Source organism: Exiguobacterium sp. SL-10 (genome assembly GCF_004337025.1).
In the GTDB taxonomy this organism is placed as follows: Bacteria; Bacillota; Bacilli; order Exiguobacteriales; family Exiguobacteriaceae; genus Exiguobacterium.
In genome coordinates, this window is record NZ_SJUP01000006.1 from 128,756 (window position 1) to 154,031 (window position 25,276).

General features: G+C 52.1%; 25 protein-coding genes. 6 read left to right on the forward strand and 19 right to left on the reverse strand.

Translation table 11 applies throughout. The annotated features are described in order from the left end of the window. Positions 1-43: 43 nt before the first annotated feature. Both EVJ33_RS08895 and EVJ33_RS08900 read left to right on the forward strand, forming a co-directional pair. The gene (locus EVJ33_RS08895) at positions 44-1,855 is read left to right on the forward strand and encodes a sensor histidine kinase (protein WP_131436369.1); all 1,812 of its coding nucleotides are present in this window, start codon (positions 44-46) and stop codon (positions 1,853-1,855) included. Beyond that, positions 1,836-2,615 carry a response regulator gene (locus EVJ33_RS08900; RefSeq protein ID WP_131436370.1) on the forward strand — a complete coding sequence of 260 codons (780 nt, stop codon included), beginning with the start codon at positions 1,836-1,838 and terminating at the stop codon, positions 2,613-2,615. The genes EVJ33_RS08895 and EVJ33_RS08900 overlap by 20 nt, the downstream gene beginning before the upstream one ends. Before the next feature lie 133 nt (positions 2,616-2,748). Here EVJ33_RS08900 and EVJ33_RS08905 read toward each other — a convergent pair whose 3' ends face one another. The 16 genes from EVJ33_RS08905 to EVJ33_RS08980 form a co-directional block, all read right to left on the reverse strand. Beyond that, positions 2,749-3,510 carry an SDR family oxidoreductase gene (locus tag EVJ33_RS08905; protein WP_131436372.1) on the reverse strand — a complete coding sequence of 254 codons (762 nt, stop codon included), beginning with the start codon at positions 3,508-3,510 and terminating at the stop codon, positions 2,749-2,751. Continuing rightward, a complete protein-coding gene (locus EVJ33_RS08910) occupies positions 3,511-3,615 on the reverse strand; it encodes a DUF4275 family protein (protein ID WP_131436374.1) in 105 nt (34 codons plus the stop codon). A gap of 148 nt (positions 3,616-3,763) precedes the next feature. After that, positions 3,764-4,750: a rod shape-determining protein gene (mreB, locus tag EVJ33_RS08915; protein WP_131436376.1), complete on the reverse strand. Its 987-nt coding sequence runs from the start codon at positions 4,748-4,750 to the stop codon at positions 3,764-3,766. A gap of 77 nt (positions 4,751-4,827) precedes the next feature. Then, a complete protein-coding gene (murA, locus tag EVJ33_RS08920; RefSeq protein ID WP_131436378.1) occupies positions 4,828-6,129 on the reverse strand; it encodes a UDP-N-acetylglucosamine 1-carboxyvinyltransferase in 1,302 nt (433 codons plus the stop codon). Positions 6,130-6,372: 243 nt separating this feature from the next. Continuing rightward, positions 6,373-6,591, reverse strand: coding sequence for a DUF1146 family protein (locus tag EVJ33_RS08925; protein ID WP_114165150.1), 219 nt, complete (start codon positions 6,589-6,591; stop codon positions 6,373-6,375). Between the two features lie 200 nt (positions 6,592-6,791). Then, positions 6,792-7,988, reverse strand: coding sequence for an EAL and HDOD domain-containing protein (locus tag EVJ33_RS08930; RefSeq protein WP_131436379.1), 1,197 nt, complete (start codon positions 7,986-7,988; stop codon positions 6,792-6,794). A 172-nt stretch (positions 7,989-8,160) separates the two neighbouring features. After that, positions 8,161-8,571: a F0F1 ATP synthase subunit epsilon gene (locus EVJ33_RS08935; protein WP_021066141.1), complete on the reverse strand. Its 411-nt coding sequence runs from the start codon at positions 8,569-8,571 to the stop codon at positions 8,161-8,163. Positions 8,572-8,599: 28 nt separating this feature from the next. Then, complete coding sequence (gene atpD, locus EVJ33_RS08940; RefSeq protein WP_021066140.1) at positions 8,600-10,018, reverse strand: F0F1 ATP synthase subunit beta; 1,419 nt, start codon at positions 10,016-10,018, stop codon at positions 8,600-8,602. A gap of 34 nt (positions 10,019-10,052) precedes the next feature. Next, entirely contained in the window at positions 10,053-10,910 is an 858-nt protein-coding gene (atpG, locus tag EVJ33_RS08945; RefSeq protein ID WP_021066139.1) for an ATP synthase F1 subunit gamma, read from the reverse strand. Between the two features lie 36 nt (positions 10,911-10,946). After that, complete coding sequence (gene atpA, locus EVJ33_RS08950) at positions 10,947-12,455, reverse strand: F0F1 ATP synthase subunit alpha (protein ID WP_131436381.1); 1,509 nt, start codon at positions 12,453-12,455, stop codon at positions 10,947-10,949. Between the two features lie 18 nt (positions 12,456-12,473). Continuing rightward, a complete protein-coding gene (locus EVJ33_RS08955; RefSeq protein WP_021066137.1) occupies positions 12,474-13,007 on the reverse strand; it encodes a F0F1 ATP synthase subunit delta in 534 nt (177 codons plus the stop codon). Next, positions 13,007-13,534 carry a F0F1 ATP synthase subunit B gene (gene atpF / locus EVJ33_RS08960; protein ID WP_131436383.1) on the reverse strand — a complete coding sequence of 176 codons (528 nt, stop codon included), beginning with the start codon at positions 13,532-13,534 and terminating at the stop codon, positions 13,007-13,009. Before atpF ends, EVJ33_RS08955 begins: the two co-directional genes overlap by 1 nt. Positions 13,535-13,605: 71 nt before the next feature. After that, the gene (atpE, locus tag EVJ33_RS08965; RefSeq protein ID WP_024370837.1) at positions 13,606-13,818 is read right to left on the reverse strand and encodes a F0F1 ATP synthase subunit C; all 213 of its coding nucleotides are present in this window, start codon (positions 13,816-13,818) and stop codon (positions 13,606-13,608) included. A 78-nt stretch (positions 13,819-13,896) separates the two neighbouring features. Then, the gene (atpB, locus tag EVJ33_RS08970) at positions 13,897-14,634 is read right to left on the reverse strand and encodes a F0F1 ATP synthase subunit A (RefSeq protein ID WP_021066134.1); all 738 of its coding nucleotides are present in this window, start codon (positions 14,632-14,634) and stop codon (positions 13,897-13,899) included. Beyond that, positions 14,634-15,062, reverse strand: coding sequence for an ATP synthase subunit I (locus EVJ33_RS08975; RefSeq protein WP_114165156.1), 429 nt, complete (start codon positions 15,060-15,062; stop codon positions 14,634-14,636). Before EVJ33_RS08975 ends, atpB begins: the two co-directional genes overlap by 1 nt. After that, positions 15,059-15,286: a hypothetical protein gene (locus tag EVJ33_RS08980; protein ID WP_114165157.1), complete on the reverse strand. Its 228-nt coding sequence runs from the start codon at positions 15,284-15,286 to the stop codon at positions 15,059-15,061. The genes EVJ33_RS08975 and EVJ33_RS08980 overlap by 4 nt, the downstream gene beginning before the upstream one ends. 645 nt (positions 15,287-15,931) lie before the next feature. Between EVJ33_RS08980 and EVJ33_RS08985 the strand changes: the two genes are divergently transcribed. The 4 genes from EVJ33_RS08985 (at position 15,932) to EVJ33_RS09000 (ending at position 21,552) form a co-directional block, all read left to right on the forward strand. Beyond that, complete coding sequence (locus EVJ33_RS08985) at positions 15,932-17,332, forward strand: FAD-binding oxidoreductase (protein ID WP_236634584.1); 1,401 nt, start codon at positions 15,932-15,934, stop codon at positions 17,330-17,332. Further along, entirely contained in the window at positions 17,329-18,651 is a 1,323-nt protein-coding gene (locus EVJ33_RS08990; RefSeq protein ID WP_236634580.1) for a (Fe-S)-binding protein, read from the forward strand. Before EVJ33_RS08985 ends, EVJ33_RS08990 begins: the two co-directional genes overlap by 4 nt. Before the next feature lie 193 nt (positions 18,652-18,844). Next, on the forward strand, positions 18,845-19,969 hold the full coding sequence (locus EVJ33_RS08995) for an ABC transporter ATP-binding protein (protein ID WP_131436387.1): 1,125 nt from the start codon (positions 18,845-18,847) through the stop codon (positions 19,967-19,969). Further along, entirely contained in the window at positions 19,966-21,552 is a 1,587-nt protein-coding gene (locus EVJ33_RS09000) for an ABC transporter permease/substrate-binding protein (protein ID WP_131436389.1), read from the forward strand. The genes EVJ33_RS08995 and EVJ33_RS09000 overlap by 4 nt, the downstream gene beginning before the upstream one ends. Before the next feature lie 63 nt (positions 21,553-21,615). On the opposite strand, the gene EVJ33_RS09005 is transcribed toward EVJ33_RS09000, so the two are convergent. The 3 genes from EVJ33_RS09005 to EVJ33_RS09015 form a co-directional block, all read right to left on the reverse strand. After that, positions 21,616-22,767 carry a GGDEF domain-containing protein gene (locus EVJ33_RS09005; protein WP_236634581.1) on the reverse strand — a complete coding sequence of 384 codons (1,152 nt, stop codon included), beginning with the start codon at positions 22,765-22,767 and terminating at the stop codon, positions 21,616-21,618. A gap of 155 nt (positions 22,768-22,922) precedes the next feature. Then, positions 22,923-23,552 carry a uracil phosphoribosyltransferase gene (upp, locus tag EVJ33_RS09010; RefSeq protein ID WP_021066126.1) on the reverse strand — a complete coding sequence of 210 codons (630 nt, stop codon included), beginning with the start codon at positions 23,550-23,552 and terminating at the stop codon, positions 22,923-22,925. 143 nt (positions 23,553-23,695) lie between these two features. Next, the gene (locus tag EVJ33_RS09015; RefSeq protein ID WP_161566925.1) at positions 23,696-24,991 is read right to left on the reverse strand and encodes an endo alpha-1,4 polygalactosaminidase; all 1,296 of its coding nucleotides are present in this window, start codon (positions 24,989-24,991) and stop codon (positions 23,696-23,698) included. Between the last annotated feature and the right edge of the window lie 285 nt (positions 24,992-25,276).

Consider the following 25,276-nt stretch of genomic DNA (forward strand, 5'->3'; position numbering starts at 1 on the left):
CGTTTCTCACAAGAAACTCACAAATCACGAAGGGAATATGCAGATGACCCCTAAATCGATTGGGCTGGTCGTGTTGATGATCTTCTTCGCGCTCGCAGGCGGCTACGCCTTGACGCGCGGACAGACGATCGACGACTCAGTCACTGTCACACAAGGAACGGCCGATTTGACCGATTCTCGTGTGACTGAACAACTCATGCGTCTCGACGGGACGTGGCGCTTTCAATCGAGCCTGCTCGAGCGAGTCGCCCGCGAGTCTTATCGACAAATCCCACATGTGACACCACATAAAATGGCAACCTATGAAGCTGACATTTCACTTCCAGCCGGTCAATACGCTTTGCGTGTACCGCGTAACCACCCACACGTCAACCTCCTCATTGATGGAGAAACTGTCTCACCGGTCTATGCATCGACAGATGAAGACCCTCGGCATGCCTATCTCGTTCTTTTGGATACGCGTACGCCGACGTTTCGTTTGACGATTCAAACGGCTGAGACAAATGAGCTCTCGACTGGTATTTCCGATAGTCTTCTCATCGGTCCAACGAGCAATATGATGACCTACCATAATCAATACTTCAGTTATGAGTTCGTGATCATCCTCATCTCGCTCCTCATTTTTTCATTCTACGCAATCGTTTGGCTGTTCCACCGCAAGGAATCCCTCTATTTATATGGGGCTGCGTTCTTTTTCCTCGTCAGTGTCTCGCTTATGACGAGTGATCAAATGATTGTATTCGAAATCGTCCCTATGATGTCTTACGTGTTCGCCCATAAGTTAAATTTGATGACGGCACTCCTAAGCGTCGCGATGTTAATCAACTTTGCGTTACGTCTCGAACGTGTCCCGTTTCGGCACTTTTTGAAATACGCATCCTACCCGCTCTATGCGTTCAGTCTGATCGCTTTGGTGCTGCCTGAAGATGCGCACGCGACCTTTGACCAATTCCCTTGGGTTTACGTCCTGTTCATCACGTTTTTCTGGACCGGGCTGAACATCAATTGGCTGTTCGAACGAAAAGACGACGGCTATCCGTTCGAGTTTCTCGTGTTCACGATTTCACTTATCATCGGCTATGTCGGACAGTTGATTAACGTTCTGATTGAGCATCCGAATCAAGAGCTGTATACGAGCGTCATGTCGCTCATTTACTTCTTGCTCATGTTCACCTTGCTCCCGATTCACTTGTCGACGGATAAGCGACAGAAACGAGAAGTGCAGACGTTCGCAAAACAGAGTGAGATTTCATTTTTCAACGCCCAAATCAAGCCGCACTTTCTATACAACACGTTTGGGAATGTGATTGCGCTTTGTTATACGGCGCCGACCGAGGCGGCACGTTTACTCAGTCATTTGAGCACGTACGTCCGTTTCATTTTCGAGAACGGACGCACCGAGACTGATATTTCACTCGGTCAAGAACTCGACGTCATCGATTCATATTTGATGATCGAGCAGACGCGCTTCAATGACGCGTTCACCATCACGAAAGATATCGACGAATCCGTCCTCAACGCCTCAATCCCACCGTTGTTATTGCAACCGCTCGTTGAGAACGCGGTCCAACACGGGTTGATGAAACAAACAGGTATCAAACGACTCATGCTATCAGTACAATCTTCAGATGACGCAATTGAGATCCGAATCGCCGACAACGGCATCGGGTTCAACCCGGCACCTCACTTAAGACGATCGAACGGAATTGGCATCCCGAACGTCAAGAATCGGATCGACTTCATACCAGGTGCCACGTTTAAATTAAATTCTGAACCAGGAGTCGGCACGCATGTGCATATCCGACTCCCAAAACGAGAGAGGATGAACGAGCAACATGCGCACGATCTTGATTGAAGATGAACACCATATTTTAAGGATGATGGAACGCCTCATCCAAGCCGAACCGAACTTGAAATGGATGGGGTCGTTCCAAGATCCGTTCCAAGCACTCGAATTTCTCGCAAATCAAGAAGTCGACCTCGTCTTTCTTGATATCGAGATGCCCCAAATGAACGGTCTCGATTTTGCCAAACACTTGCCTGAGACGACACAAGTCGTCTTCACGACGGCGCATAGCCAATACGCAATCGAGGCGTTCAACCTACAGGCGACGCACTATTTGCTCAAGCCGATTACCGAACAGATGATTCACAATCTCATCCCGCGCGTCTTGAAACGTTATACCGAGACATTTACCTCTGAGCGTCACCGGACGTGTACGATTCAATGTCTCGATCATTTCTCGGTCAAGACGCAAGACGGCGACCTCGTCAAATGGCCGACGCAAAAGACCGAGGAACTGTTCGCTTATTTGATTTTCCATCGCGATAAAGTCGTCAACAAGTGGTTGATCGCTGAGACGCTTTATCCCGACATCGATGAGCCGCAACGTGCACTCCATAACGTCTATAATCTTGTCTATCGGTTAAAGAAGACGCTCGCCGAGTACGATTTGAGCATCACCGTCCAGACGATCAACAACGGGTATTCGCTTCACTTGGACGACGCCTGTCTATGCGATTACCATGATTGGTTGGACGCGAAGCGCAAGCCATTCCCACAAACGGATTTGGCTGCCCGACTCTTTGTCGATAAAGACTATACGTGGCATTGAAAAAGAGCTTGTCGACCAACATCATCTTATCCGCTCATCCTTTCATCAAATACAAAAAACGAACCAACTCGCTGTTTGGCGAATCGGTTCGTTCACAACCCAAGCTTGTCCCTATCTATGGGACAAGCTCTTTTTAACGTCCGACGAAGCCCCCGTCGACATGAAGATGTTGTCCGTTGACCCACGCCCCGTCCGGCCCCATGAGAAAAGCGACGTAGCGGGCCGTGTCCTCAGGTGTGCCGACGCGTCCATGTGGGAATACCGGTATGAGTTGCTCACGGAGCGCGTCATCAATCCAACCCGTATCGGTCGGTCCTGGGTCGAGCGCATTCACGGAAATCCCGTACTGTCCTGCTCCATTGGCCAGTGCTGGCGTGATAGCAATCAACATACCTTTCGTGGCGATATAGGCCAAATTGGATGCATCCGCTCCCCCGGATACCATAAACAGAATGCGTCCGTCCGTATGCCCGGCCTGTTTATATCGTTCGATGAAGGCGAACGTCAGACCGAGCGTCCCTTCGTTATTGACGAGATAATGACGACGTAGCGTCTCCATCGTGAACGTATCGACGCTCACATGTCGCTCATACGTCGCATTGTTGATCAAACGGCTCGGAGTCCCAAGCACAGCCTCGACGCGATTGAGCAGCCCTTCTACGTCTCCAGACGCTAAATCGTACGCTTCATGTGCGACGCGGGCTCCTGATGCCCGTAACTCGTCGACGAAACCGTCAATGAAGTCTGGTTCGGCCCCGACGCCTTCCGTCCCATCAAACGGGCTCCAATGCGTCACATACAAGTCATGCCCTGCTGCAGCGAGTTTTCTGGCGACGGCTGCTCCGATACCTTGCGTCCGGCTAACACCGGTGATGAGTGTAATGGGTCGTGTCATTCAATGATCCCCTTTTCTACCTGATTTAGTGAGGAAGTATGGGCCCCAGTCCGCTTCATGCGGAACAACAAACGTCCATGTATAGGCTGGGTCGACGATATACACATCCGCATAATCCCCTCGCGGTCAGCCGATCGATCAATGGATTCATCTGCATCCCTCCCTTCTTCAGTCTATCCAATTCCAGGAAATCCGAACAGTTTTGGACACAAAAAAGGCAGGACGCCCGCAGACGCCATACCTTTAGATGATATTACTTCAACCGATCCAAGTGCTCGAGCATGATGCCCGTGCCGTGCGCGACGCTGAGCGTCGGCTCTTCGGCGATCATGACCGGCAACCCGACACGCTCGGCCACGAGCTGATCGATGCCGTGGAGGAGCGAGCCGCCGCCTGTCATGATGATGCCGCGGTCGATAATGTCGGCCGCGAGTTCCGGAGGCGTTTGCTCAAGAACGCGTTTCGTCGCTTCGACGATTTCGTTCGCCGATTCGGCCATCGCTTCACGGAGTTCTTCCGACGTGATCGTTACCGTACGTGGAAGCCCACGCACCATGTCGCGACCGCGGATATCCATCGTCTCGTTGCGGCCGCCCGGGAAGACCGTCGCAATCTCTTTCTTGATTTGCTCGGCTGTCCGCTCACCGATGACGAGCTTATGCTTGTCCTTGATGGCGCGGAGGATATCCGTATCGAAACGGTCTCCAGCGATTTTAATCGTTTCGCCGCAGACGATATCGCCCATCGAAAGGATGGCAACGTCTGTCGTCCCACCACCGATGTCGACGATCATATGTCCGACCGGCTTCCAGATATCCATACCCGAACCGACCGCTGCTGCCTTCGGCTCTAAGGCGAGGAAGACTTCTTTCGCACCGGCCTTCTCAGCCGCCTCACGGATCGCTTTTGCTTCGACCGGTGTCACGTTCGCCGGTGTACAGATCAGCATACGAATCCCGCCAAAGAAACCGCGGACTTGGATTTTCTCGACGAAATGACGAAGCATCTCTTCGGTTGTCGCGAAGTCAGCGATGACCCCATCACGCAGTGGACGGATGGCGACGATGTCGCCTGGCGTACGGCCGACCATCTCATACGCTTCCGTCCCGACAGCGAGCACTTTCCCTGTCGAACGCTTGATGGCAACGACGGATGGCTCATCGAGGACGATGCCTCGACCTTTGACGTGGATGACGACGTTTGCTGTTCCTAAATCAATCCCGATATCTTTTGAAAACATGGTGTGTAGGTTCCTCCGTTCGTTACTTCATTGAAAAGAGCGAGAAGAGTCTCTCCTCGCTCCTATGAGTCTATAAATTAGTTCTTGACCATTTCTTCGGCAACTTCAACGTTTCCTTGAATCCGTTCGATGTCAGCGCCGAGTGCTTGAAGCTTCTTGTGGAAGTCGACGTAGCCACGGTCGATGTGATAGAGATCGCCGACGCGTGTCTCTTCGTCCGCGATGAGTCCAGCGAGGACGAGCGCGGCACCGGCACGAAGATCGGTCGAGACGACTTCAGCACCTTGGAGGCGAACGCCGCCTTTGATGATCGCTGAACGTCCTTCGATTTTAATGTCTGCATTCATACGGCGGAATTCTTCCACGTGCATGAAGCGGTTCTCGAACACGGTTTCCGTGATGACTGATGTGCCGCCTGCTTTCAAGACGAGCGCCATCATTTGTGCTTGGATGTCAGTCGGGAAACCAGGGTGTGGCATCGTCTTCACGTCGACCGGTTTCAATACGTCCGGTGCGATGACGCGCATCCCTTCTGATGTATCCTCGAACTTGACGCCCATTTCTTCCATCTTCGAGATGAGCGGACGAAGGTGCTCGCGCTCAGCACCGATGACTTCGATGTCGCCGCCTGTAATGGCTCCAGCAACGAGGAACGTACCCGCTTCGATGCGGTCAGGGATGATGGAATGCTCAGCTCCGTGAAGTTTATCCACGCCTTCGATTCGAATCGTTTCTGTGCCGGCACCACGGACGTGTGCGCCCATACCGTTCAAGAAGTTGGCAAGGTCGACGATTTCTGGTTCTTTGGCGACGTTTTCGATGACAGTCGTCCCTTCAGCGAGGACTGCCGCCATCATGATGTTTTCTGTCGCGCCCACAGATGGGAAGTCCAAGTAAATCTTCGCACCTTTCAAACGACCGTCGACTGAAGCTTCGACGAAACCGTTGCCGATGACCGTCTTCGCGCCCATAGCCTCGAATCCTTTTAAGTGGAGGTCAATCGGACGTGACCCGATTGAGCATCCGCCTGGCATCGCAACACGCGCATGTCCAAGACGAGCAAGGAGAGGACCCATGACAAGGATCGACGCACGCATCTTGCGGACGTACTCAAGCGGCGCCTCGTCTTTGATTGTGCCCGACGCATCGACAGTGACTTCGTTATTTGCTTCGTCAAACGCAACCTCTGCACCGAGGTGACGAAGAACTTTGTTAATCGTGTACACGTCAGCGAGGCGTGGTACGTTTTGAAGTACCGACTTTCCTTCGCTTGCTAAAAGAGTGGCAACCAATGTTTTGAGTACGGCGTTTTTAGCTCCTTCAACACGCACAGTACCTGACAATTTACGTCCTCCACGGACTACAATCAAATCCTTCATATCTCTCTTTGTCCTCCAACTTCGTTGTTTTTTTGTTTTATACGTCGATATCCGTCACCGGATGTGGTTATGTCGATTACTAGGATGGTTTGTAAAACGTGACGCTTCACCAGAGAGAATAAAATTAATAATAGCACTCATAAAATTCTGATGAAAATTCGTCATGTCAGACGAATTTATCCTACACGATAAACATATAGGAAACGTTACAGCAGGATTACAGTTTAGTAATCATTCTCCCGCCTACTGTAATGGTGCGAGCGCCTGGGCCAATCGGATATACTCCAAAAAGAACTGGGCGATTAGTGAACCGAAGACGACGGCCACGAGGACGCGCAAGACAGCTGCTTGCGGACTCCTCACTTGATTGAGCACGCGGTCCCATTTGACCGGCATGAGTGCCCACCAAGCGACGTAAATCGCAACGACGTAAATGACGAGCGATAACACGGTGTTCAGCATCGACGATTCCCCTCTTTTCAAAAATTCGTACCATTTTTAATCATAGCATGTCGCGTCAGAGAAAAAAAGACTTAGCATTGAAGTGAGTGGTGGAATGGGTTCATCCGATCAACTCGCTTTCTCTCCATAAACCGCATACAAAAAAAGGAACGTCAACCGGCGCATGGCCTTAGTACAGTAATTGACGTCCCTTCAACATTTCAAACATTATTCATTTCACCATCATACGTTTGACTCCATCGAATCGCCTCGACATAGTAAGATGACAAGTCCGGCGCGGCCTCCTCGACAGGCACCGTCAACTGCTCGTAAGCGAGAACCATCTCGAGCAAGCCACGCAACTCGTTGCCTTCTCCGAGTAACGCTGCTTTGACGACCGGTTCGACCGGAAGCTCCGAGACGAGCGACTGCATCTCTTCGTCTAAAATGACGTCAAGCGACGAGAAAATTCCGGTGATGAACGCATCGAACGCTGTCATGCGCGGCAATGTCTCGGCAGCAATCAGTTCCATCATCTTGCCGCGGATGACGCTCTGTTTGATCAACTCTTTTGATTCGGACGTCTGCAGTTCACGAAGCAGCATCAAATACGACCAGCGCCGCATCTCATCAAGACCGATTCGGGCGACGGCTTGCTCGATTGATTGAATCGTATGTCGCCCTTTTTGATAAACCGTATTGACCGAGCGCAGCATCTTATAAGATAAGTCGACGCTCCGTTCGATTTGACTGGCGATGCGGCGGAAGTTCGGTTCCGGTGCATCGAGCTCTTTCAATACTTCGACGAGCGTGTGTCGGAGCGGATGAACCTCGGCACCGTGGACGACCGTCGGCCGGCTGAAGAAATAACCTTGGAACATGTGATAGCCGAGGTTCTTGGCGATTTCATATTCGAACGGTGTCTCAATCTTCTCCGCTAAAAATTCGACGCGATGCCCGAGCGCATCGATTAACCGCTTCTGTTGGTCAATCGGTGTCGCTTGATAATCGATTTTGATGATATCAGCGAGTCCAATCAGCGGTCGATACTTCTCCTCGAACACGAAGTCATCCAAGGCGATCGTATACCCCTTCCGGCGCAACGAACGCAACGCCGCCAAGACTTTTTCCGTCGGCTCGACGTGTTCGAGTACTTCGATGACAAGTGTCTGTCGCGGCAACAAGGCTGGCACTTCGCTCTCAATCAAATTTTGTGGAAAATTGATGAACGCCCGCGTACCTTCCGTCAACTCCCGAAAGTTAAAGACGAGATAGGCGTTGTGAATCACGTCGGCAGTCGCAAGGGCGTCGTCGACATGTTCAAATATATTTTTCTCGCTGCGGCGATACAACAGTTCATAGCCACAGACACGTAATTTTTGGTCAAAGATCGGTTGGCGTGCCACATAAACTTTCATTCCCTTTAGCTCCTTTACCGTAGTTCCCTTCTATATTATCGGATAAGCATGGCCTATCTTCCACTATTTGGTCGTAAAACTTTTGATACTTTGGACCTATATATAGAAGGAACGTGATTCATTCGATGCATAAACAAAAACATCTCTCCTGCGGCTACAGGAGAGATGTCGGTTATTCTTTAATATCGCGAATGCTCAAGCGGTTGATCGCTTTTTTGAGCGCGAGCTCCGCACGGCGGAATTCGAGATCCGAGAGCTTCGTGTCTTGAAGACGACGCTCGGCACGAACTTTCGCCGCAGAAGCACGGTCGTAGTCGATTTTATCCGCCATTTCGGCTGTTTCAGCTAAGATCGTCACCGTGTCGGGACGAACTTCCATGAAACCGCCGCTGAGTGCGATCAGCGTGCGTCCACCATCTTCGTGGCGCAGTTTGAGAACTGAGATATCGAGCGGTGTCACCATCGGGATGTGTTTCGGTAAGATACCGAGTTCACCAGTCACCGATTTTGCGACGACCATCCGTGCCTCGCCCTCATAGGCTGCACCATCCGGGGTGACGACGTTGACGTGAAGAGTATTCATCGTCTAGTTTCCCCCTTCCGTGTAGGTCTTAGACCAACGTCTTCGCTTTTTCGATGACGTCTTCGATTGGACCAACGAGACGGAATGCATCTTCTGGAAGATCATCGTGTTTACCATCGAGGATCTCTTTGAAGCCGCGAACTGTCTCTTTAACTGGTACGTACGAACCTTTTTGGCCTGTGAACTGCTCAGCCACGTGGAAGTTTTGTGACAAGAAGAATTGAATACGACGAGCACGGTGAACCGTAAGCTTATCGTCTTCAGACAACTCGTCCATACCGAGGATTGCGATGATATCTTGAAGTTCTTTGTAACGCTGAAGCGTTTGCTGCACGTTACGGGCTACTTCGTAGTGCTCTGGTCCGACGATGTCAGGCGAGAGGGCACGTGAAGTCGATGCGAGCGGGTCAACGGCTGGGTAAATCCCCATCTCCGAAAGACGACGCTCCAAGTTAGTCGTTGCATCAAGGTGAGCGAACGTTGTCGCTGGAGCCGGGTCAGTATAGTCATCGGCTGGTACGTATACGGCTTGGATCGATGTAACCGATCCTTTCGCTGTCGACGTGATCCGCTCTTGAAGCATACCCATTTCCGTTGCGAGTGTTGGCTGGTAACCTACGGCAGATGGCATCCGACCGAGAAGGGCCGAAACTTCCGAACCTGCCTGTGTGAAACGGAAGATGTTATCGACGAAGAGAAGAACGTCTTGTCCTTGCTCATCGCGGAAGTATTCAGCCATTGTAAGACCCGTCAAGGCTACGCGAAGACGCGCGCCCGGTGGTTCGTTCATCTGACCGAAGACCATCGCCGTTTGCTTGATAACGCCTGAGTCCGTCATCTCGTGGAACAAGTCATTTCCTTCACGCGTACGCTCACCGACTCCTGCGAATACAGAAATCCCGCTGTGCTCTTGCGCGATGTTGTTGATGAGTTCCTGGATGAGAACGGTTTTCCCTACACCGGCACCACCGAAGAGGCCGATTTTACCACCTTTGATGTATGGTGCGAGAAGATCGACGACTTTGATTCCTGTTTCCAAGATTTCAACTTTTGTCGACAACTCATCGAACGTCGGTGCGAGACGGTGAATCGGTGACCGACGGACAGTCGGTGACACTTCTTTATCGTCAATCGGGTTACCGAGTACGTTGAAGACACGACCGAGCGTCTCTTCTCCGACCGGTACTGAAATCGGTGAACCTAAGTCAAGTACTTCCATGCCGCGGCGAACGCCGTCCGTTGAGTCCATCGCAATCGTACGGACCGTGTCATCCCCAAGGTGAATCGCCACCTCGAGCGTCAAGTCGACACTGACATCTTGCGCCGATTCAGCCACGTGCGTGACTTTAAGGGCGTTGTAGATGTTCGGTAAGTGGTTGTCGAACTTAACGTCGATAACTGGGCCCATGACTGCGACTACGCGGCCTTTCATGCCGTATTCGTTCATCGTGTTAGCCTCCTACAATCTAGAGGGCGTGCGCTTATTCAAGCGCAGCCGCACCTCCGACAATCTCTGTGATTTCTTGTGTGATCGCCGCTTGACGCGCGCGGTTGAACTTGAGCTTGAGTCCACGGATGAGTTCATCCGCGTTGTCTGTCGCGTTCGACATCGCCGTCATCCGAGCCGCGTGCTCCGATACTTTCGCATCGAGGAGCGCGCCATAGATGAGTCCTTCCGCGTAACGCGGGAGGAGCGCTGCTAAGATCGTTTCTTCTTCTGGTTCGTATTCATACATCACATTAGATGCGGTCTGTTCGATATTCCCAAGCGGAAGCAATCGATCGATCTTCACTTCTTGGCTGATGACAGAGATGAATGAGTTGTAGCAGAGCTTCAATTCATCAATCTCGCCTTCACTGAACGCGCCGACCGTCTGTTTGACGATCTCTGCGACTTCAACGAATGATGGCTGGTCGTTCAAGCCTGTCATGGCACTGTACACCGGAATGTTACGAGCCTTGAAGAACTGAACGCCGACCTTCCCGATCACGTACAGACGGTATTCGTCTGTTGAACCGTGTTTGGCTTTCAACTCGCGATACACGTCACGAAGGACGCTGGCGTTGTATCCACCAGCAAGTCCGCGGTCTGACGTGATGACGATATAGCCGGTCCGTTTGACGGGACGGACTTGAAGCATCGGGTGTGTTGCGCCTGAAGTACCGCCAGCAATCGACGAGATGACTTCCTGCAACTTGGTCATGTACGGCTTGAAGTTGGCGTTGCTCCCTTGAGCGCGGTTCAATTTCGAGGCCGACACCATGTTCATCGCTTTCGTGATTTGCTTCGTGCTTTGGGTCGAGGTGATCCGCATCTGGATCTCACGTAATGATGCCATTTCGATTCACCACCTTAATAGACGCTCGTCACCGGATTAAACCGATGGCGAGAACGTCTTTTTGAATTCCGTAAGTGCATCGACCATCGCCTCGTCAGCAGGAAGGTTTCCTGTTTGACGGATTTCACGGCAGAGGTCCGCACGGTTTTGGTCGAGCCATGCGTTCATTTCTGTTTCGAAACGACGGATGTCTTCGACTGGGACGTCATCGAGATGACCTTTCGTGAGAGCGTAGATGATGATGACTTGCTTGTCGACCGAGAGCGGTGCGTTCAAGTCTTGTTTCAAGACTTCAACCGTACGTTGTCCACGGTTGAGTTTCGCTTGTGTCGCTTTGTCGAGGTCCGACCCGAACTGGGCGAACGCTTCGAGCTCACGGTATGACGCGAGGTCAAGACGGAGCGTACCGGCAACTTTCTTCATCGCTTTCACTTGAGCCGAACCACCTACACGCGATACCGAGAGACCGGCGTTGATCGCTGGACGTACCCCTGAGAAGAAGAGGTCCGACTGAAGGAAGATTTGACCGTCTGTGATCGAGATTACGTTCGTCGGGATGTAAGCCGAGATATCCGACGCTTGTGTCTCGATGAACGGAAGGGCTGTCAATGAACCGCCGCCGAGTTCGTCGTTCAACTTCGCCGCACGCTCAAGAAGGCGTGAGTGGAGGTAGAAGACATCCCCTGGGTAGGCTTCGCGGCCTGGAGGACGACGGAGAAGAAGCGAGAGCTCACGGTAAGCTGCCGCTTGTTTCGAGAGGTCATCATACACGACGAGGACGTGTTGTCCGCGGTCCATGAAGTACTCACCCATCGATACCCCAGCGAATGGTGCGAGGTAAAGAAGTGGGGCAGGCTGTGAAGCCGATGCCGAAACAACGATCGTGTAATCGAGGGCGCCGTTTTGACGGAGCGTCTCAACTACGCCACGGACAGTCGATTCTTTCTGACCGATTGCGACGTAGATACAGATCATGTTTTCTTCTTTTTGGTTGATGATCGCATCGATTGCGATCGAAGTCTTACCAGTTTGACGGTCACCGATGATGAGCTCACGCTGACCGCGACCGATTGGTACGAGGGCGTCAATCGCCTTAATTCCAGTTTGGAGCGGTTCGTGAACTGACTTACGGGCCATAACGCCGTAAGCTTTACGCTCGATCGGGTTGTATGTGTCCGTCACGATCGGTCCGAGACCGTCGATTGGTTGTCCGAGCGGGTTGACGACGCGTCCGAGGAGCGCTTCACCGACTGGAACTTCCATGATGCGACCCGTACGTTTTACTGAGTCACCTTCTTTGATGCCTTTGTAGTCGCCAAGGATGATAATCCCGACGTTACCTTCTTCTAAGTTTTGCGCCAAGCCCATTACGCCGTTAGAGAACTCTACGAGTTCCCCCGCCATAACGTTATCGAGTCCGTATGCACGAGCGATACCGTCACCTACTTGAATGACTGTACCTGTCTCACTGACTTCGATTTCAGAACCGTACGAAGCGATCCGCTCTTTTAGCAGGGCGCTGATTTCTTCAGCTTTGATCGTCATTGAATTCACCCCTATTTCTTACGCATTCAACAATTCACGCTCGAGGCGTGTTAGTTTGTTTTCGATTGTGTCATCATACGTCGTGTAGCCGATCTGGACACGGAGTCCACCGATGACGTCTTCATCGACGACGTTCTTCAATTGAAGCGTCTTGTTCATCTTCTGACCGAAGACGAGTTCGACTTCTTTCAACTCTGTTGCCGACAACGGGTAAGCACTCGTGACGAACCCTTCGGCGATGCCACGGTAGTCGTTGATGTAATCTAGGACGTAGCGCGACAAGCCGCGAACTTCGCTCGCACGGTCGTTTTCGACCATGACGAGAAGTGTGTTGAGCACGATATCTGTCATGTCACCAAAGCTATGTGTTAAAAGCTGTGCAAGCTCGCTGTCACTGATCGCCGGATTCGTTAAGAGGTCCGTGAGTTCAGGAGTCGCGTGGAGCACTTCATCGAGCAGACGCACTTCCGCTTCGACTTGGTCGAGCGTGCCTTGTTCCCGCGCTAAGTCGAAGAGCGCTTTGGCATAGCGTTTTGCTAACGATGTGTTCATCAGTTAGCACCTTTCGCTTTAGACAGGAAGTCTGAAACGAGGGCACGTTGTTTCGCTTCGTCGCCTTTGAGGTCTGACTGAAGGACGTGGCGTGCGGCCGAGAGCGCCTGTGTGACAACTTCGGTCTGGAGCGATTGTTTCGCGAGCTCACGCTCACGTTCGATCGCTTTACCCGCCTCGATCTTGATTTGTTCGGCTTCCAAACGCGCCTGCTCCACCAAGCGTGCTTGTTCCGCTTCTGCTTGACGACGGCTTGAATCAAGCATTTCTTTCGATTCTGTACGTGCGGCGCTGAGCGCGTCACGTTGTTCGACTACATATGTTTCCGCATCTTTGCGGCTCTTTTCAGCGAGTTCAATTTCGTTCGCTACATACTCTTCACGCTGTCTCATCATTCCAAGGAGTGGTCCCCAAGCAAATTTCTTCAACAGGGCCAAGAGTACGAGGAATGTGAAAAGTGTAAAGATCATATCCAGGATGCGGAGGCCTTCGCCGCCAGCACCAGCTGCAATCATCATCGTATCCATGCATACCCTCCTCTTGACTAAATAAGTGAGGGAGACACGCTCCCTCTTACGTTGTTCTCGTTAACTCGTAATCAAGAGTTGAGGAGAAGGAAACCGACAGCCACACCGATGATCGGGAGGGCTTCAACCAAACCGATACCGATGAACATTGTTTGACGAAGTTCGTTTTTGAGTTCTGGCTGACGTGCTTGTCCTTGTACTGTTCCGTATACGATGAGACCGTTACCGATACCAGCCGCGAGTGCTCCAAGACCGATAACGAGTGCTGTTGCGAGAAGATTCATTTGTTCCATTGTGTATATTCCTCCTAAAAGTTAAGTAAATAGTTTTTTTGTTCAACGCTTTGGCGAGACCTGTCCGAATTAATGCTCGGCAGAAGCTTTATGCCCGATGTACACCATTGCAAGCGTCAGGAAAATGTAGGATTGGATAACCCCGATAAAGATTGAGAAACCTTGCCATAAAATCATTGGGAGAATTGCGAACACAGCACCGAGCGGGTTAAGTGCCCCTTCTGCGGTAATTGCGAGTCCCAAGATGATGGTAATCATGATTTCACCGGCAAAGATGTTACCGTAAAGACGCAGACCGAGCGTCAAGGTGTTCGCGAACTCCTCGATGAGCTTGATCGGCAATAAGAACCAGACCGGCTTCACGAATTCCGCCGAGTAGTGCTTCAAACCGTGTAGCTTCACGCCGTAATAGTGCGACATTGCAACGACGAGTGTCGACAATGCCAACGTGACGTAAGGATCGGCCGTCGGTGAGTTGAACCATAGATAGTGACCAGAAATGACGTTAAACGGTAGACCCATCAAGTTCGAGAAGAGAATGAACAAAATCAACGTCATTCCAAACCCGATGAAACGGCCACCTGTCTTCCAGTCCATCGCACTCGAGATAATCCCGCGTGTGAATTCTGCGAAGAATTCCATTAAGTTCTGCTTACCCGTCGGCTTCATAGCCAAGCGTCGCGTTCCCCAAACGGCAAACGTAAATACGAGTAGTGATGCGATCAGCACCGTAATGACGTTCGTCCAGCTCCCATATAACGTATAATCTCCGAGTTGTAGAGAATATGTGGGAAACTCATGACCCATTAGTATTCACCTCTTTTCCTGCTGAGCTGGGCAAGTGTGAACTCGCCAAATTGTATGATGTGGCCGGCGATTAGACCAGTTACCACCGCGATCAGCGATACTCGATCCTCATAAAAGAGACCGACTATCACGGCTAGTGCACCGACTGCCATCCTTGAAACAGTCCCGTGCGACTTTGGGCGTCGTCCATGTTCGATGACGTCAAACATGCGAATGACGCTTCGATTCTGCATATGTAGAATGATCAGACTGGCGACCCCACCTAGGAACAAACCGAGAAATACCGGTTTGTACATAGGGACGATGAGCGCTCCGATGAGGAGAATGGCGAACCATCCGATAAACCACTTCGTATAGCGTTTCATCAACTGCTGTTGTGCTTTTCTGTCTGCTTGCACTTGTTGTAGTTCCGTTTGTTCTAGCTTCATTCGTCCTCTCCTGTCAGTAAACTTCGAAGGGTGAGAACAAGCGCCGTGATCCCGAAAGCCATTCCGAGAAGCACCGACACATTCCAACCAAACGTGCCCCAAAATTCACGTCTCGCCCCGTATTGGCCAACGAGATAACCGATGACGATCGGTCCAGCGAGCGCGGTCGAAATTTGAGAGGCGAGCGAGGCGTAGGATAGGTAACGATTGTCTTTTTTCGTCATCCAAATCCCCCTTTCGAGCTGCCGAGCTTTCCGTCTTCTCCATCGAATTCACACTCGCGTGACCATCAAAAGTCACACAAGTTCAGAGTACTGGAAATGGCATAAGAAGTCAATGGATTTCACAATTATAAAAGCGCTTTAAATCAAGGTGTATCAAGGCTTTTACGCAGTTCACAAACTAAATTAAAATCATTAAATTTTAAAAAAGTATGAAGAAACCGTGAAATAAAAATGTTGACTTTATAACATTTCACATTGCGAATCAGATGAAGAATAGTTCAGTTATACCTCCACGTTTTGGAAAACACAATGACAAACGGCTTACGTTCACAAAAGGTTTTGAAACGAACGTTGACCCGATTTTGAAATCGTTTACATCGTCCTGTATCAGTATACCGATTATCTTTTTGTCATGTCGAGGGGTTCTGATGAATTTGTAGTGATGAATATCACAGGGCGATTTCGCCCGCCTACTCGTCTGGAAATCCCTTCCCATCAAGCCGAAATGGGTGGACAATACCAGTTCGAATGGCTACGATTACGATGTAAGCGCTATCTAAAAATGTGTCGATTTTGTGACTTTCGAAACCGACGCCCGCATCATGAGAATGTTGATGCGTGTGAGGAGGAACTACCATGGACTGGATGAATCAATTACGTGAGGAAATCGGTGCCGATGTCGTCTTCACGGATCCGACGACCCGACTCGCCTATTCGTTTGACGCGACACCAAACTATCAAGCGATGCCAGACGCCATTGTCGCCCCCCGCTCGACCGAACATGTACAGGCCGTGTTGCGGCTGTGCCACGAACACCGGGTCCCGATCGTCCCCCGTGGCTCGGCGACGAATCTCGCCGGCGGCACGACGCCGCTCTCGGGTGGTGTCGTCATGGACTTCCGACATATGGACCGCATCAGCGAGATTGACGAGAAGAATTTGACGGTGACGGTCGAACCGGGATGCATCACCGCCCACCTAGCGGAAGCCGTCGAGGCGAAAGGCCTGTTCTATCCACCGGACCCGAGCTCGATGAAAATCTCGACAATCGGCGGCAACATTAGCGAGAATTCGGGCGGGTTGCGCGGATTGAAGTACGGCGTGACGGCCGATTACGTGCTCGCGCTCGAAGCGGTGCTCCCGAACGGCGACGTGCTCCATACGGGCGGAAAGCTCGCCAAGGACGTGGCCGGGTACGATTTGACGCGTCTCCTCGTCGGCTCGGAAGGAACGCTCGCCGTCATCACACAAGCGACGCTCAAGCTCATCCCACTCCCTGAGACGAAACAGACGATGCTCGCTTATTTCGAGGACTTGGACAGCGCGGCCCGAACGGTGAGCCGCATCATCGAGAACCGGATTATTCCGGCGACGCTCGAGTTCATGGACAAGAAGACGATCGAGGTCGTCGAGGCGTATGCGAACATCGGATTGCCTACTGACGTCGGCGCTCTCCTTCTATTAGAACAGGACGGCCCGCGTGACGTCGTCCGGCACGACATCGAGGCGATGCATGCCGTCTGTTTAGAAGAAGGCGCCTTATCGGTCGAAGTGGCCCGGGACGAGGCACATGCCGAAACGCTCCGATATGCGCGTCGCATCGCCTTGTCCGCCCTCGCCCGCCTCAGCCCGACGACGATTTTAGAGGATGCGACCGTGCCACGGAGCGAGATCGCTGAGATGGTCCGACGCATCGAAGCGATCGGCCGGGCGTACGACATTCAAATCGCCACGTTCGGCCACGCCGGGGACGGCAACCTGCATCCGACGGTCTCGACCGATGCCCGAAATCATGAGGAGATGGAACGTGTCGAGGCGGCGTTCGCCGATATTTTCGCTGCCGCGCTCGACCTCGGCGGGACGATCACCGGCGAGCATGGGGTCGGGGCAATGAAAGCCCCCTATCTCGAATGGAAGCTCGGACCGGCCGGGATTGACGTCATGAAAGGCATCAAGCTCGCCTTCGACCCGCACGGCATCATGAACCCGCAGAAGATGTTCGCCAAAGCGGCGAAAAAACGTATCGTCCAAGGAGGCACATCATGAAGCAGTCGCCCGAACTCGCTACCCGCATGACCGAAAAGCTCGACTATGAAGAGATGCTCGGTTGCATGCGCTGCGGCTTTTGCCTGCCGACGTGCCCGACGTATATCCGCTCGAAAGACGAGTCCGCCTCCCCGCGCGGCCGCATCGCCATCATGAAAGGGGTCGTCGATGGTTTGATCGAACCGGACGAAGGCGTCGAGAAGACGCTCAACGAATGTCTGGGCTGTCTCGCCTGCGAGCCGGCATGCCCGGCCGGGGTGCGCTATAGCGTCTTGCTCGAGGACGCCCGGGCCGCCATCACCGATCACAAACGCGCGACCGGGCAGATGCCGGTCCGCGAACGAATCGTCCGGAAAGTCGTCTTTGACGGACTGTTCTTGAACAAAGCAAAGATGGAGACGGCGACGGGCTTCCTTCGCTTTTATCAACAGTCCGGCGTCCAGACGCTCACCCATAAACTCCGCATCCTCGACTGGTTCCCGGACCAGCTTCAAAAGATGGAGACGATTTTACCGACGGTCCCGCCGAAGACGGAGCGAAGACGTCGTCCCGAGCGGATTCGAGCGACGGGTTCACCGACGGCCCGGGTCGCCTTCTTCAGCGGTTGCTTGATGGATACGATGTTTTATGAGACGAACGCGAACACGATCAAACTGCTCCAAGCGGCAGGTTGCGACATCGTCATCCCGAACACGCAGCAATGTTGTGGGGCGTTGCACGGCCATGCCGGCGAACAGACGGGCGCCGTCACGCTCGCCAAGCAGAATATTGCCGCGTTCGAGGCCGAGGACGTCGACTACATCATCACGAACGCAGGCGGTTGCGGGGCGTTCCTCATCGGTTATGACCATCTGTTGAAGCACGACCCGGAATGGGCCGAACGCGCGGAACGGTTCACGGCCAAGATTAAAGACTTCGCCTCGATTTTGCTTGAGGTCGGCTTCCTCGACCGCGTACCGCTCACGCTTCCGGAGCAAGTCATTACGTACCAAGACTCGTGCCACCTGCGCAACGTCCAAAAAGGCGCGCTCGCTCCGCGGGTATTGCTCCAGGCAATCAAGGGGTCCGTCTATATCGAACAGCAACACGCCGACCACTGTTGCGGCTCGGCCGGCGTCTACAATCTGTTGCAACCCGTCATCGCCAACGACATCCTCGAGATGAAGATGGGACATGTCAACGCCACGGCGGCACAAACAATCGTGACATCGAACCCGGGCTGTCACATGCAGATGCAACTTGGAATTCAAGAACATGGGACCGACTCGATGCGCGCCGTCCACTTGGCGGACCTGCTCGTCGAAGCGATGCCATCCTAACTACAATCAAGAGGAACGGCTCGCTTATCCGAGGGGGCCGTTTCTCTTTTTCTGTTGTCCTATTATAAAAAACAGAAGTAGTAATCCCCGCTTTATTCAACGTTTAAACGCTTTTTTCAAAAATAATGTTTACAATCCTTCGACAACGGGCATATAAGGTTATGTGAAAATAATTACTGAAAAGGGTGAATGCATGATTGAATTTAAACAAGTGCAAAAAACATTCAAGAACACGACCGTCTTGAAAGAGATGAACCTCACCATCAACAAAGGTGAACTCGTCGTCTTTATCGGCCCATCCGGCTGTGGAAAGACAACATCACTCAAAATGATTAACCGTTTAATCGAGCCGACCGAAGGCACGATCATCGTCAACGGACAAGACACACGCAAAATGGATCCGATCGAACTGCGGCGCCAGATGGGGTACGTCATTCAACAGACCGGCCTCTTTCCGCATATGACGATTCGCGAAAACATCCAATTGATTGCGAGTCTCGAAGGACACGCCGAACAAGACATGGACGCACGCACCGAACACCTGCTCCGCATGGTCGGTCTCGACCCGGATCAGTTCATCGATCGCTATCCGAGCGAATTGAGCGGCGGGCAGCAACAACGTATCGGCTTCGCCCGAGCCCTCATGAACGATCCGGAAGTCATTTTAATGGATGAACCGTTCAGTGCCCTCGACCCCGTCACGCGAAATGACCTCCAAGAAGAGCTGTTCAATCTTCAAGAAGAAGTGAAAAAGACGATTGTGTTCGTCACCCATGATATGGATGAGGCGATCAAGCTGGCCGATCGCATTTGTATCATGCGCGATGGAGAAATCGTCCAGTTCGATACTCCGGAACAAATTCTCCGGAACCCGAAAGACGAATACGTCGAGTCATTCATCGGGAAGAATCGAATTTGGAACAGTCCTGAATACATCAAGGCGAAAGACATCATGATCACCGATCCAGTATCGATCAGCGGGAAACGGACCGTGCTTCAAGCGATCGAGATCATGCGTTCACGCAAAGTCGACAGCCTGTTGATTACGGACCGTGATCGCGTCCTCCAAGGGCTTATCAAATTGAAGGACGTTCACAGCATCCAAGACAAAACGAAGCGGCTCGAGGAAGTCATGAACACGAACTATGCCTTCGTCTCGGTCGAGGACTCACTCCTCGACATTTTAGACGTCATGAACACGAGCGACCAAGGGTACCTTCCTGTTGTCGACGGTTCGATGCTTCACGGCTTGATTACACGTAGCAGCTTGCTTTCCGTCCTCAGTGAGCAATTCATGCAAGAGGAGGAAACGCTATGAACGCCATTCAATCATTTTTCGATTACTTCACGAACAACACCGACCAAATTGGGACGCTCTTGCTCGAACACTTACAACTGACGGTCTTCGCCGTCTCGCTCGCGGTCTTACTCGGGGTACCGCTCGGGATTCTCATCTTACGGGTCCCGCGTCTCGCCAAGCCGATTCTCGGTCTGACGAGCGTCGTCCAAGCCGTACCGAGTTTAGCGCTTCTCGGGTTTTTGATTCCATTCATCGGGATCGGATCGACTCCGGCCATTATCATGGTCGTCTTGTACTCGCTCCTCCCAATCGTGAAAAACACGTACACGGGACTGTCGAGCATTCCGGGCGATACGCTCGAGTCGGCCAAAGGCATCGGCCTGACCGATCGCCAAATTTTGAGTAAGATCCAGCTTCCGCTCGCGCTTCCGATCATCATGGCCGGGATTCGGATCTCGGCGGTCACGGCCGTCGGACTCATGACCATCTCGGCGTTCGTCGGAGCCGGCGGTCTTGGTTATCTTGTCTTCGCCGGGATTCAGACCGTCGATAACAACCAAATCCTTGCCGGTGCCATTCCGGCCGGATTGCTCGCCTTGTTGATTGACTTCATCGTCAGCCGCATCGAATATAAAGTTGCCCCGAACGGCATCGTCCTCGCGGACGGCCGGATGAAGAAAAAGACGCGCCGCTCGGCGAAGAAAGTGACGAAACCGCTCATCGTCATCGCGACGGCGTTCGCCCTTCTCCTCGCCGGTTCGATTTACGCCTTCACCCGTGAAGACGATACGATCGTCGTCGGTTCGAAAAACTTCACCGAGCAATTGATTCTCGGGAACATGGTCGCCGATTTGATTGAAGACAAGACCGACCTCGATGTGAAACGTCAACTGAACCTCGGCGGGACGCAAGTCGCCTTCAGCGCACTTCGTACTGGTGAAATCGACACATATGTCGAATATACGGGCACATTGTTCGTCGACGTATTGAAACAAGAAGTCGAGAACGACCCCGATGTCGTCTACGACAAAGTCGTGACGCAAGTGCAAGAACGCTTTGATATCCGCACGCTCGACCCGATCGGCTTCAATAACACGTACGCCATCGCCGTCAAACAAGAAGATGTCGACACGTACGATTTGAAGACCGTCTCCGACCTCGCAGCTGTGAGCGATGAGCTCGTCTTCGGGCCGACAATCGAGTTCTCTAACCGGGAGGACGGATACCTCGGCTTGAAAGAGGCATACCCGTTCAACTTCCAAGACGTGAAACCGGTCGACGGCGGACTTCGCTACACAGCACTCATGAACAATGAGAGTAACGCCATCGACAGCTTCTCGACCGACGGATTGCTCAAACGTTTCGACTTGACCGTTCTCGAGGACGACAAACAGTTCTTCCCACCGTATTATGCGGTGCCGATCGTCAGCGAAGAGACGCTCGCCGAGCATCCAGAGCTCGCCGACGTATTGAACTTGCTCAGTGGAAAAATCACGGACGAGACGATGCAAGAACTCAATTATCTTGCCGACGTCGAAAAACAACGTCCAGAGAAAGTCGCCCGCGACTTCCTCATCGAAGAAGGATTAATCGAAGAATAAGCATATGCGAAAGACGACCATCCCGTGACTGACGGAATGGTCGTCTTTTTGCGTCCATGGACGCTAGACGGCTTTCCCGACCGAGACGCGATTGCGCCCGCTCCGCTTCGCCTGATAGAGCGCCCGATCGGCCGCCTCGATCAAATCAGCTTTCTCGCTATCCTGCGCAGGCGCGTGCTCGGCGACACCGATACTGACACTCACTTTCCGAAGCGGTTGATAACCTTCATGCGGGATGTTCAGTTTGAGCACCGCTTGGCGGATGCATTCGGCAATCTCTTTCGGTTGTCGGGCGTGACGTGGACGGAGCAACACGGCAAACTCTTCTCCGCCGTACCGGGCTGTCATGCCGTCTTCACCGACCGCCTTGGCGATTGTTGTCGCCACTCGCTCGAGACAAGCGTCTCCGGCCAAATGCCCGTATGTATCGTTGTACATCTTGAACGCATCGATATCGAGCAATAAGAGGGCAATCACGTCGCCGGTTTCCGCAACTTCATCCCACATCCGTTCGAACCGTTCGTCGAAGGCACGACGATTCCAAATGCCGGTCAACGCGTCATGGAGCGAGCGATGGATGAGTGCTTGTTTACTCCGTTCAAGTCGGAACGTATGCATGAATGTCATCAACAATAATAATGCAATTCCCACGACAATCACGATGACCCATTTCGCCGAGCTCGAGGCGGTGTCACTACGAAGTGACGCCTGTTGGATGATTTTGTCGATCTCCTCACGAATCGCCGCATCGACGTCCCGAAATTGGTTGATATAGGCAATGCCACTGTAGCGACGCGCGTTCGCCATGTCGATGTCTCCGGACTCGACAAGCCGGATTTGCGATTTGTGGAACATCTCCATTTGGTGGATCAGCGGCATCGCCTCGTCTTGAATCAATTCCTGCATGACAGGATGACGGTCGTCGAGTTCGTTTATGATTTGAATCGTCTCTGCTAATGAGCGCTTCGTCGCCTCGTACTGTTCGAGCGACAGCGTATCTTGATTGTATGTATAGCCACGGACCGACAGCTCTTGGTCGAGCAACAGACGGAGCAACTCTGAGGCGGCGTTCGCGATCGGAATCGCCTCTTCGACGATCCGTCGGTTCTCCTGCTCGATGTCTTGAAACGCGCTATAACTCCAGACGCTCGTTAAAAACAACGCCATCAAGGAGATGAGTAAATATCTTTGTAGTAGCGAGAATTTAGTCTGCACGGCGTCTCTTCCCTTTTTCATAATCGGACCTTCATGTGGTCCCTTCCTTTTCTACTATCGGTCGTGACTCGCTTCACCTCAACTATTTTCAATCGTTCACGGCACATTCCACAAAAAAAAGAGGACCACTTGGATCCTCTTCATCGAGCTCAATCTTATTTTGTTCCAAACAACCGGTCACCTGCGTCACCGAGTCCTGGGACGATGTAACCATGGTCGTTCAACTTCTCGTCAAGTGCGGCGAGATAGATTTCGACGTCCGGGTGTTCAGCTTGAACACGTTCCACACCTTCAGGGGCTGCGCAGAGGCAAGCGAGTTTGATCGACTTGGCACCATGCTTTTTAAGCGCGGCAATCGCGTCAGCGGCAGAACCACCTGTCGCAAGCATCGGGTCGACGACGATGAAGTCACGCTCTGTAACGTCCGTCGGCAACTTGAGATAGTATTCGTGCGGCTCGAGCGTCTCCGGGTCACGGTACAAACCGATGTGACCGACTTTGACGTTCGGCATCATTTTGAGGAAGCCATCCACCATGCCAAGGCCCGCCCGTAAAATTGGGACGATTCCCAATTTCTTGCCGGCAATCATCTTCTGTGTCGATACAGAGACAGGTGTCTCGATTTCTACATCAGTAAGCGGAAGGTCGCGTGTAATTTCATATGCCATGAGTGACGAAACCTCGTCTACGAGTTCACGGAACTGCTTTGTCCCCGTCTCTACTTTGCGCATAATCGTCATCTTGTGCTGAATCAATGGGTGGTCATAAACGTGTACTTTGCCCATCATGCTTCACTCCTCTCTCAATCTCTCTTGAGCATTGTACCCTAACTTTTCTGAGAAAGGTAGAGTCAACTTCTGTTTTCTAAGAGGTCAGACGAAACCCGAAGGAGCGGAATCGATCCTTCGGGCTTCAGGTTACATATCGATTAGAATTTGAAGAAATTTAGAAACCCGGTTGTCTTGTGCTTTACTTTTTCGCACATCTTGCCTTTGGCGGCGTGGTGGTGTTTTGACGTTTCATGCTTGACCGCATATTTTTTCGCGTGTTTCTTCGCCTTTTTCTTCTCTTTCTTTTCCTGCTTCAACTCGGCTTTTGTCTTTTGTGTCGACTCGGTTTTTGACGACGTCTGGTCTTTCGTCGACGCAGTCGGTTTCGTTGGCGCTGTCGTTGGTTGGGCGACTGGTGTTGTTGCCGTTTCTGTCACAGGCTTCGTTGTTGTCGTTTCGACCGGCTTCGGCGCTGTCGTTTCGGCCGGCTTCGGCGTTGTCGTTTCAGCCGGCTTCGGCGTTGTCGTTTCGACCGGCTTCGGCGTTGTCGTTTCGACCGGCTTCGGCGTTGTCGTTTCCACCGGCTTCGGCGCTGTCGTTTCCACCGGCTTCGGCGCTGTCGTTTCCACCGGCTTCGTTGCCGGTGCTACCGCGACTGACGCCGGTGTCGCATCTGTCGTCCGTGTCACGAGCCCCGCGTTCCAGTTCACGTAAGCATCTGCTTCATGGAAGTGGATGAACCCAGAATCTTTGGCGAGCTTGTGGCTGTCGGCGCTTTGACGCATCGAAATCGTGAGCGTCTTGACCGAATGCGATGCATCGACCGCTTGTAATTTCTCGATCATGTTTTGTGACCACGCGTCACTCTTGATGGTATCGGCGTTGAAGCTCTCCCACATGATGCCGTCGACGTATTGTGCCGTCGACGTTTCAAGTGTATCGAAGCCCCAGTTTTGAACCATGGCGATATCCCCATAGCGGGCCCGCGCTTGTTTCAAGAAGTTGACGAGACCGTCCCGTTGCTGCTTGAGCACGGTCGGATTGTTCAAATGTTCGTTATCGATATCACCAACCGTGTCCATGAACACGCCATCGATGCCTTTGGAGATGACTTGGTTCTGGATTTCCGTAAGGAGTAATCCTTGGAAATGTGGCGAGGCGATGTTCGTCAAGTACGAGTCCCATTCCGAGTAATGGACACGTTGTCCGTTACGCGTAAAGAAGTCCCCTGACTGAAGTTTTGACATGAGACCGGTGTTCCATGTCGCGACTTCCATGACGCTAATATAACCGAGCACTTTTGTCCCGCGCGCTTTGATTTGCTCCACTTGCGCTTTCGTGTAATGGAGCGGCTCAATGATGACGAGATCGTAGTTCTGCATATCTTTTAAAATCGTTTCAGTTGGATGGCCATAATACACCTGATAGTTCTTCACACCGTCGAGTGGGTTCATGGTTTGCGCCCCCGTTTTAGACATGTTCAGACTAACAATCAACAACACTACCGTTAGAGACATCATTAACTTTTTCAATTTCACTACCTATTCCTCTCCTGATGACTGACAAAACGTGGTGACGGACGATGATAGTTGAATGGAGTTGTGTCTCGTTGCTCCCCCTTTTCTGTTTATTCAAATGACGAGAAGGTTAGTGCTGTGTGTTTTATGAATGTATCGGATTCGTATATGTAATGTTGAACCTTCGCAAAAAAAATTATAGGATAGTTTTTTACGAAAACA

Coding starts and splice junctions, on each gene's coding strand:
- EVJ33_RS08895 (WP_131436369.1), top strand. CDS start 44: ATGACCCCTAAATCGATTGGGCTGGTCGTGTTGATGATCTTCTTCGCG.
- EVJ33_RS08900 (WP_131436370.1), top strand. CDS start 1,836: ATGCGCACGATCTTGATTGAAGATGAACACCATATTTTAAGGATGATG.
- EVJ33_RS08905 (WP_131436372.1), bottom strand. CDS start 3,510: ATGACACGACCCATTACACTCATCACCGGTGTTAGCCGGACGCAAGGT.
- mreB (WP_131436376.1), bottom strand. CDS start 4,750: ATGTTTTCAAAAGATATCGGGATTGATTTAGGAACAGCAAACGTCGTC.
- murA (WP_131436378.1), bottom strand. CDS start 6,129: ATGAAGGATTTGATTGTAGTCCGTGGAGGACGTAAATTGTCAGGTACT.
- EVJ33_RS08925 (WP_114165150.1), bottom strand. CDS start 6,591: ATGCTGAACACCGTGTTATCGCTCGTCATTTACGTCGTTGCGATTTAC.
- EVJ33_RS08930 (WP_131436379.1), bottom strand. CDS start 7,988: ATGAAAGTTTATGTGGCACGCCAACCGATCTTTGACCAAAAATTACGT.
- EVJ33_RS08935 (WP_021066141.1), bottom strand. CDS start 8,571: ATGAATACTCTTCACGTCAACGTCGTCACCCCGGATGGTGCAGCCTAT.
- atpD (WP_021066140.1), bottom strand. CDS start 10,018: ATGAACGAATACGGCATGAAAGGCCGCGTAGTCGCAGTCATGGGCCCA.
- atpG (WP_021066139.1), bottom strand. CDS start 10,910: ATGGCATCATTACGTGAGATCCAGATGCGGATCACCTCGACCCAAAGC.
- atpA (WP_131436381.1), bottom strand. CDS start 12,455: ATGACGATCAAAGCTGAAGAAATCAGCGCCCTGCTAAAAGAGCGGATC.
- EVJ33_RS08955 (WP_021066137.1), bottom strand. CDS start 13,007: ATGAACACATCGTTAGCAAAACGCTATGCCAAAGCGCTCTTCGACTTA.
- atpF (WP_131436383.1), bottom strand. CDS start 13,534: ATGGATACGATGATGATTGCAGCTGGTGCTGGCGGCGAAGGCCTCCGC.
- atpE (WP_024370837.1), bottom strand. CDS start 13,818: ATGAATCTTCTCGCAACAGCACTCGTTATCGGTCTTGGAGCACTCGCG.
- atpB (WP_021066134.1), bottom strand. CDS start 14,634: ATGGGTCATGAGTTTCCCACATATTCTCTACAACTCGGAGATTATACG.
- EVJ33_RS08975 (WP_114165156.1), bottom strand. CDS start 15,062: ATGAAGCTAGAACAAACGGAACTACAACAAGTGCAAGCAGACAGAAAA.
- EVJ33_RS08980 (WP_114165157.1), bottom strand. CDS start 15,286: ATGACGAAAAAAGACAATCGTTACCTATCCTACGCCTCGCTCGCCTCT.
- EVJ33_RS08985 (WP_236634584.1), top strand. CDS start 15,932: ATGAATCAATTACGTGAGGAAATCGGTGCCGATGTCGTCTTCACGGAT.
- EVJ33_RS08990 (WP_236634580.1), top strand. CDS start 17,329: ATGAAGCAGTCGCCCGAACTCGCTACCCGCATGACCGAAAAGCTCGAC.
- EVJ33_RS08995 (WP_131436387.1), top strand. CDS start 18,845: ATGATTGAATTTAAACAAGTGCAAAAAACATTCAAGAACACGACCGTC.
- EVJ33_RS09000 (WP_131436389.1), top strand. CDS start 19,966: ATGAACGCCATTCAATCATTTTTCGATTACTTCACGAACAACACCGAC.
- upp (WP_021066126.1), bottom strand. CDS start 23,552: ATGGGCAAAGTACACGTTTATGACCACCCATTGATTCAGCACAAGATG.
- EVJ33_RS09015 (WP_161566925.1), bottom strand. CDS start 24,991: ATGAACCCACTCGACGGTGTGAAGAACTATCAGGTGTATTATGGCCAT.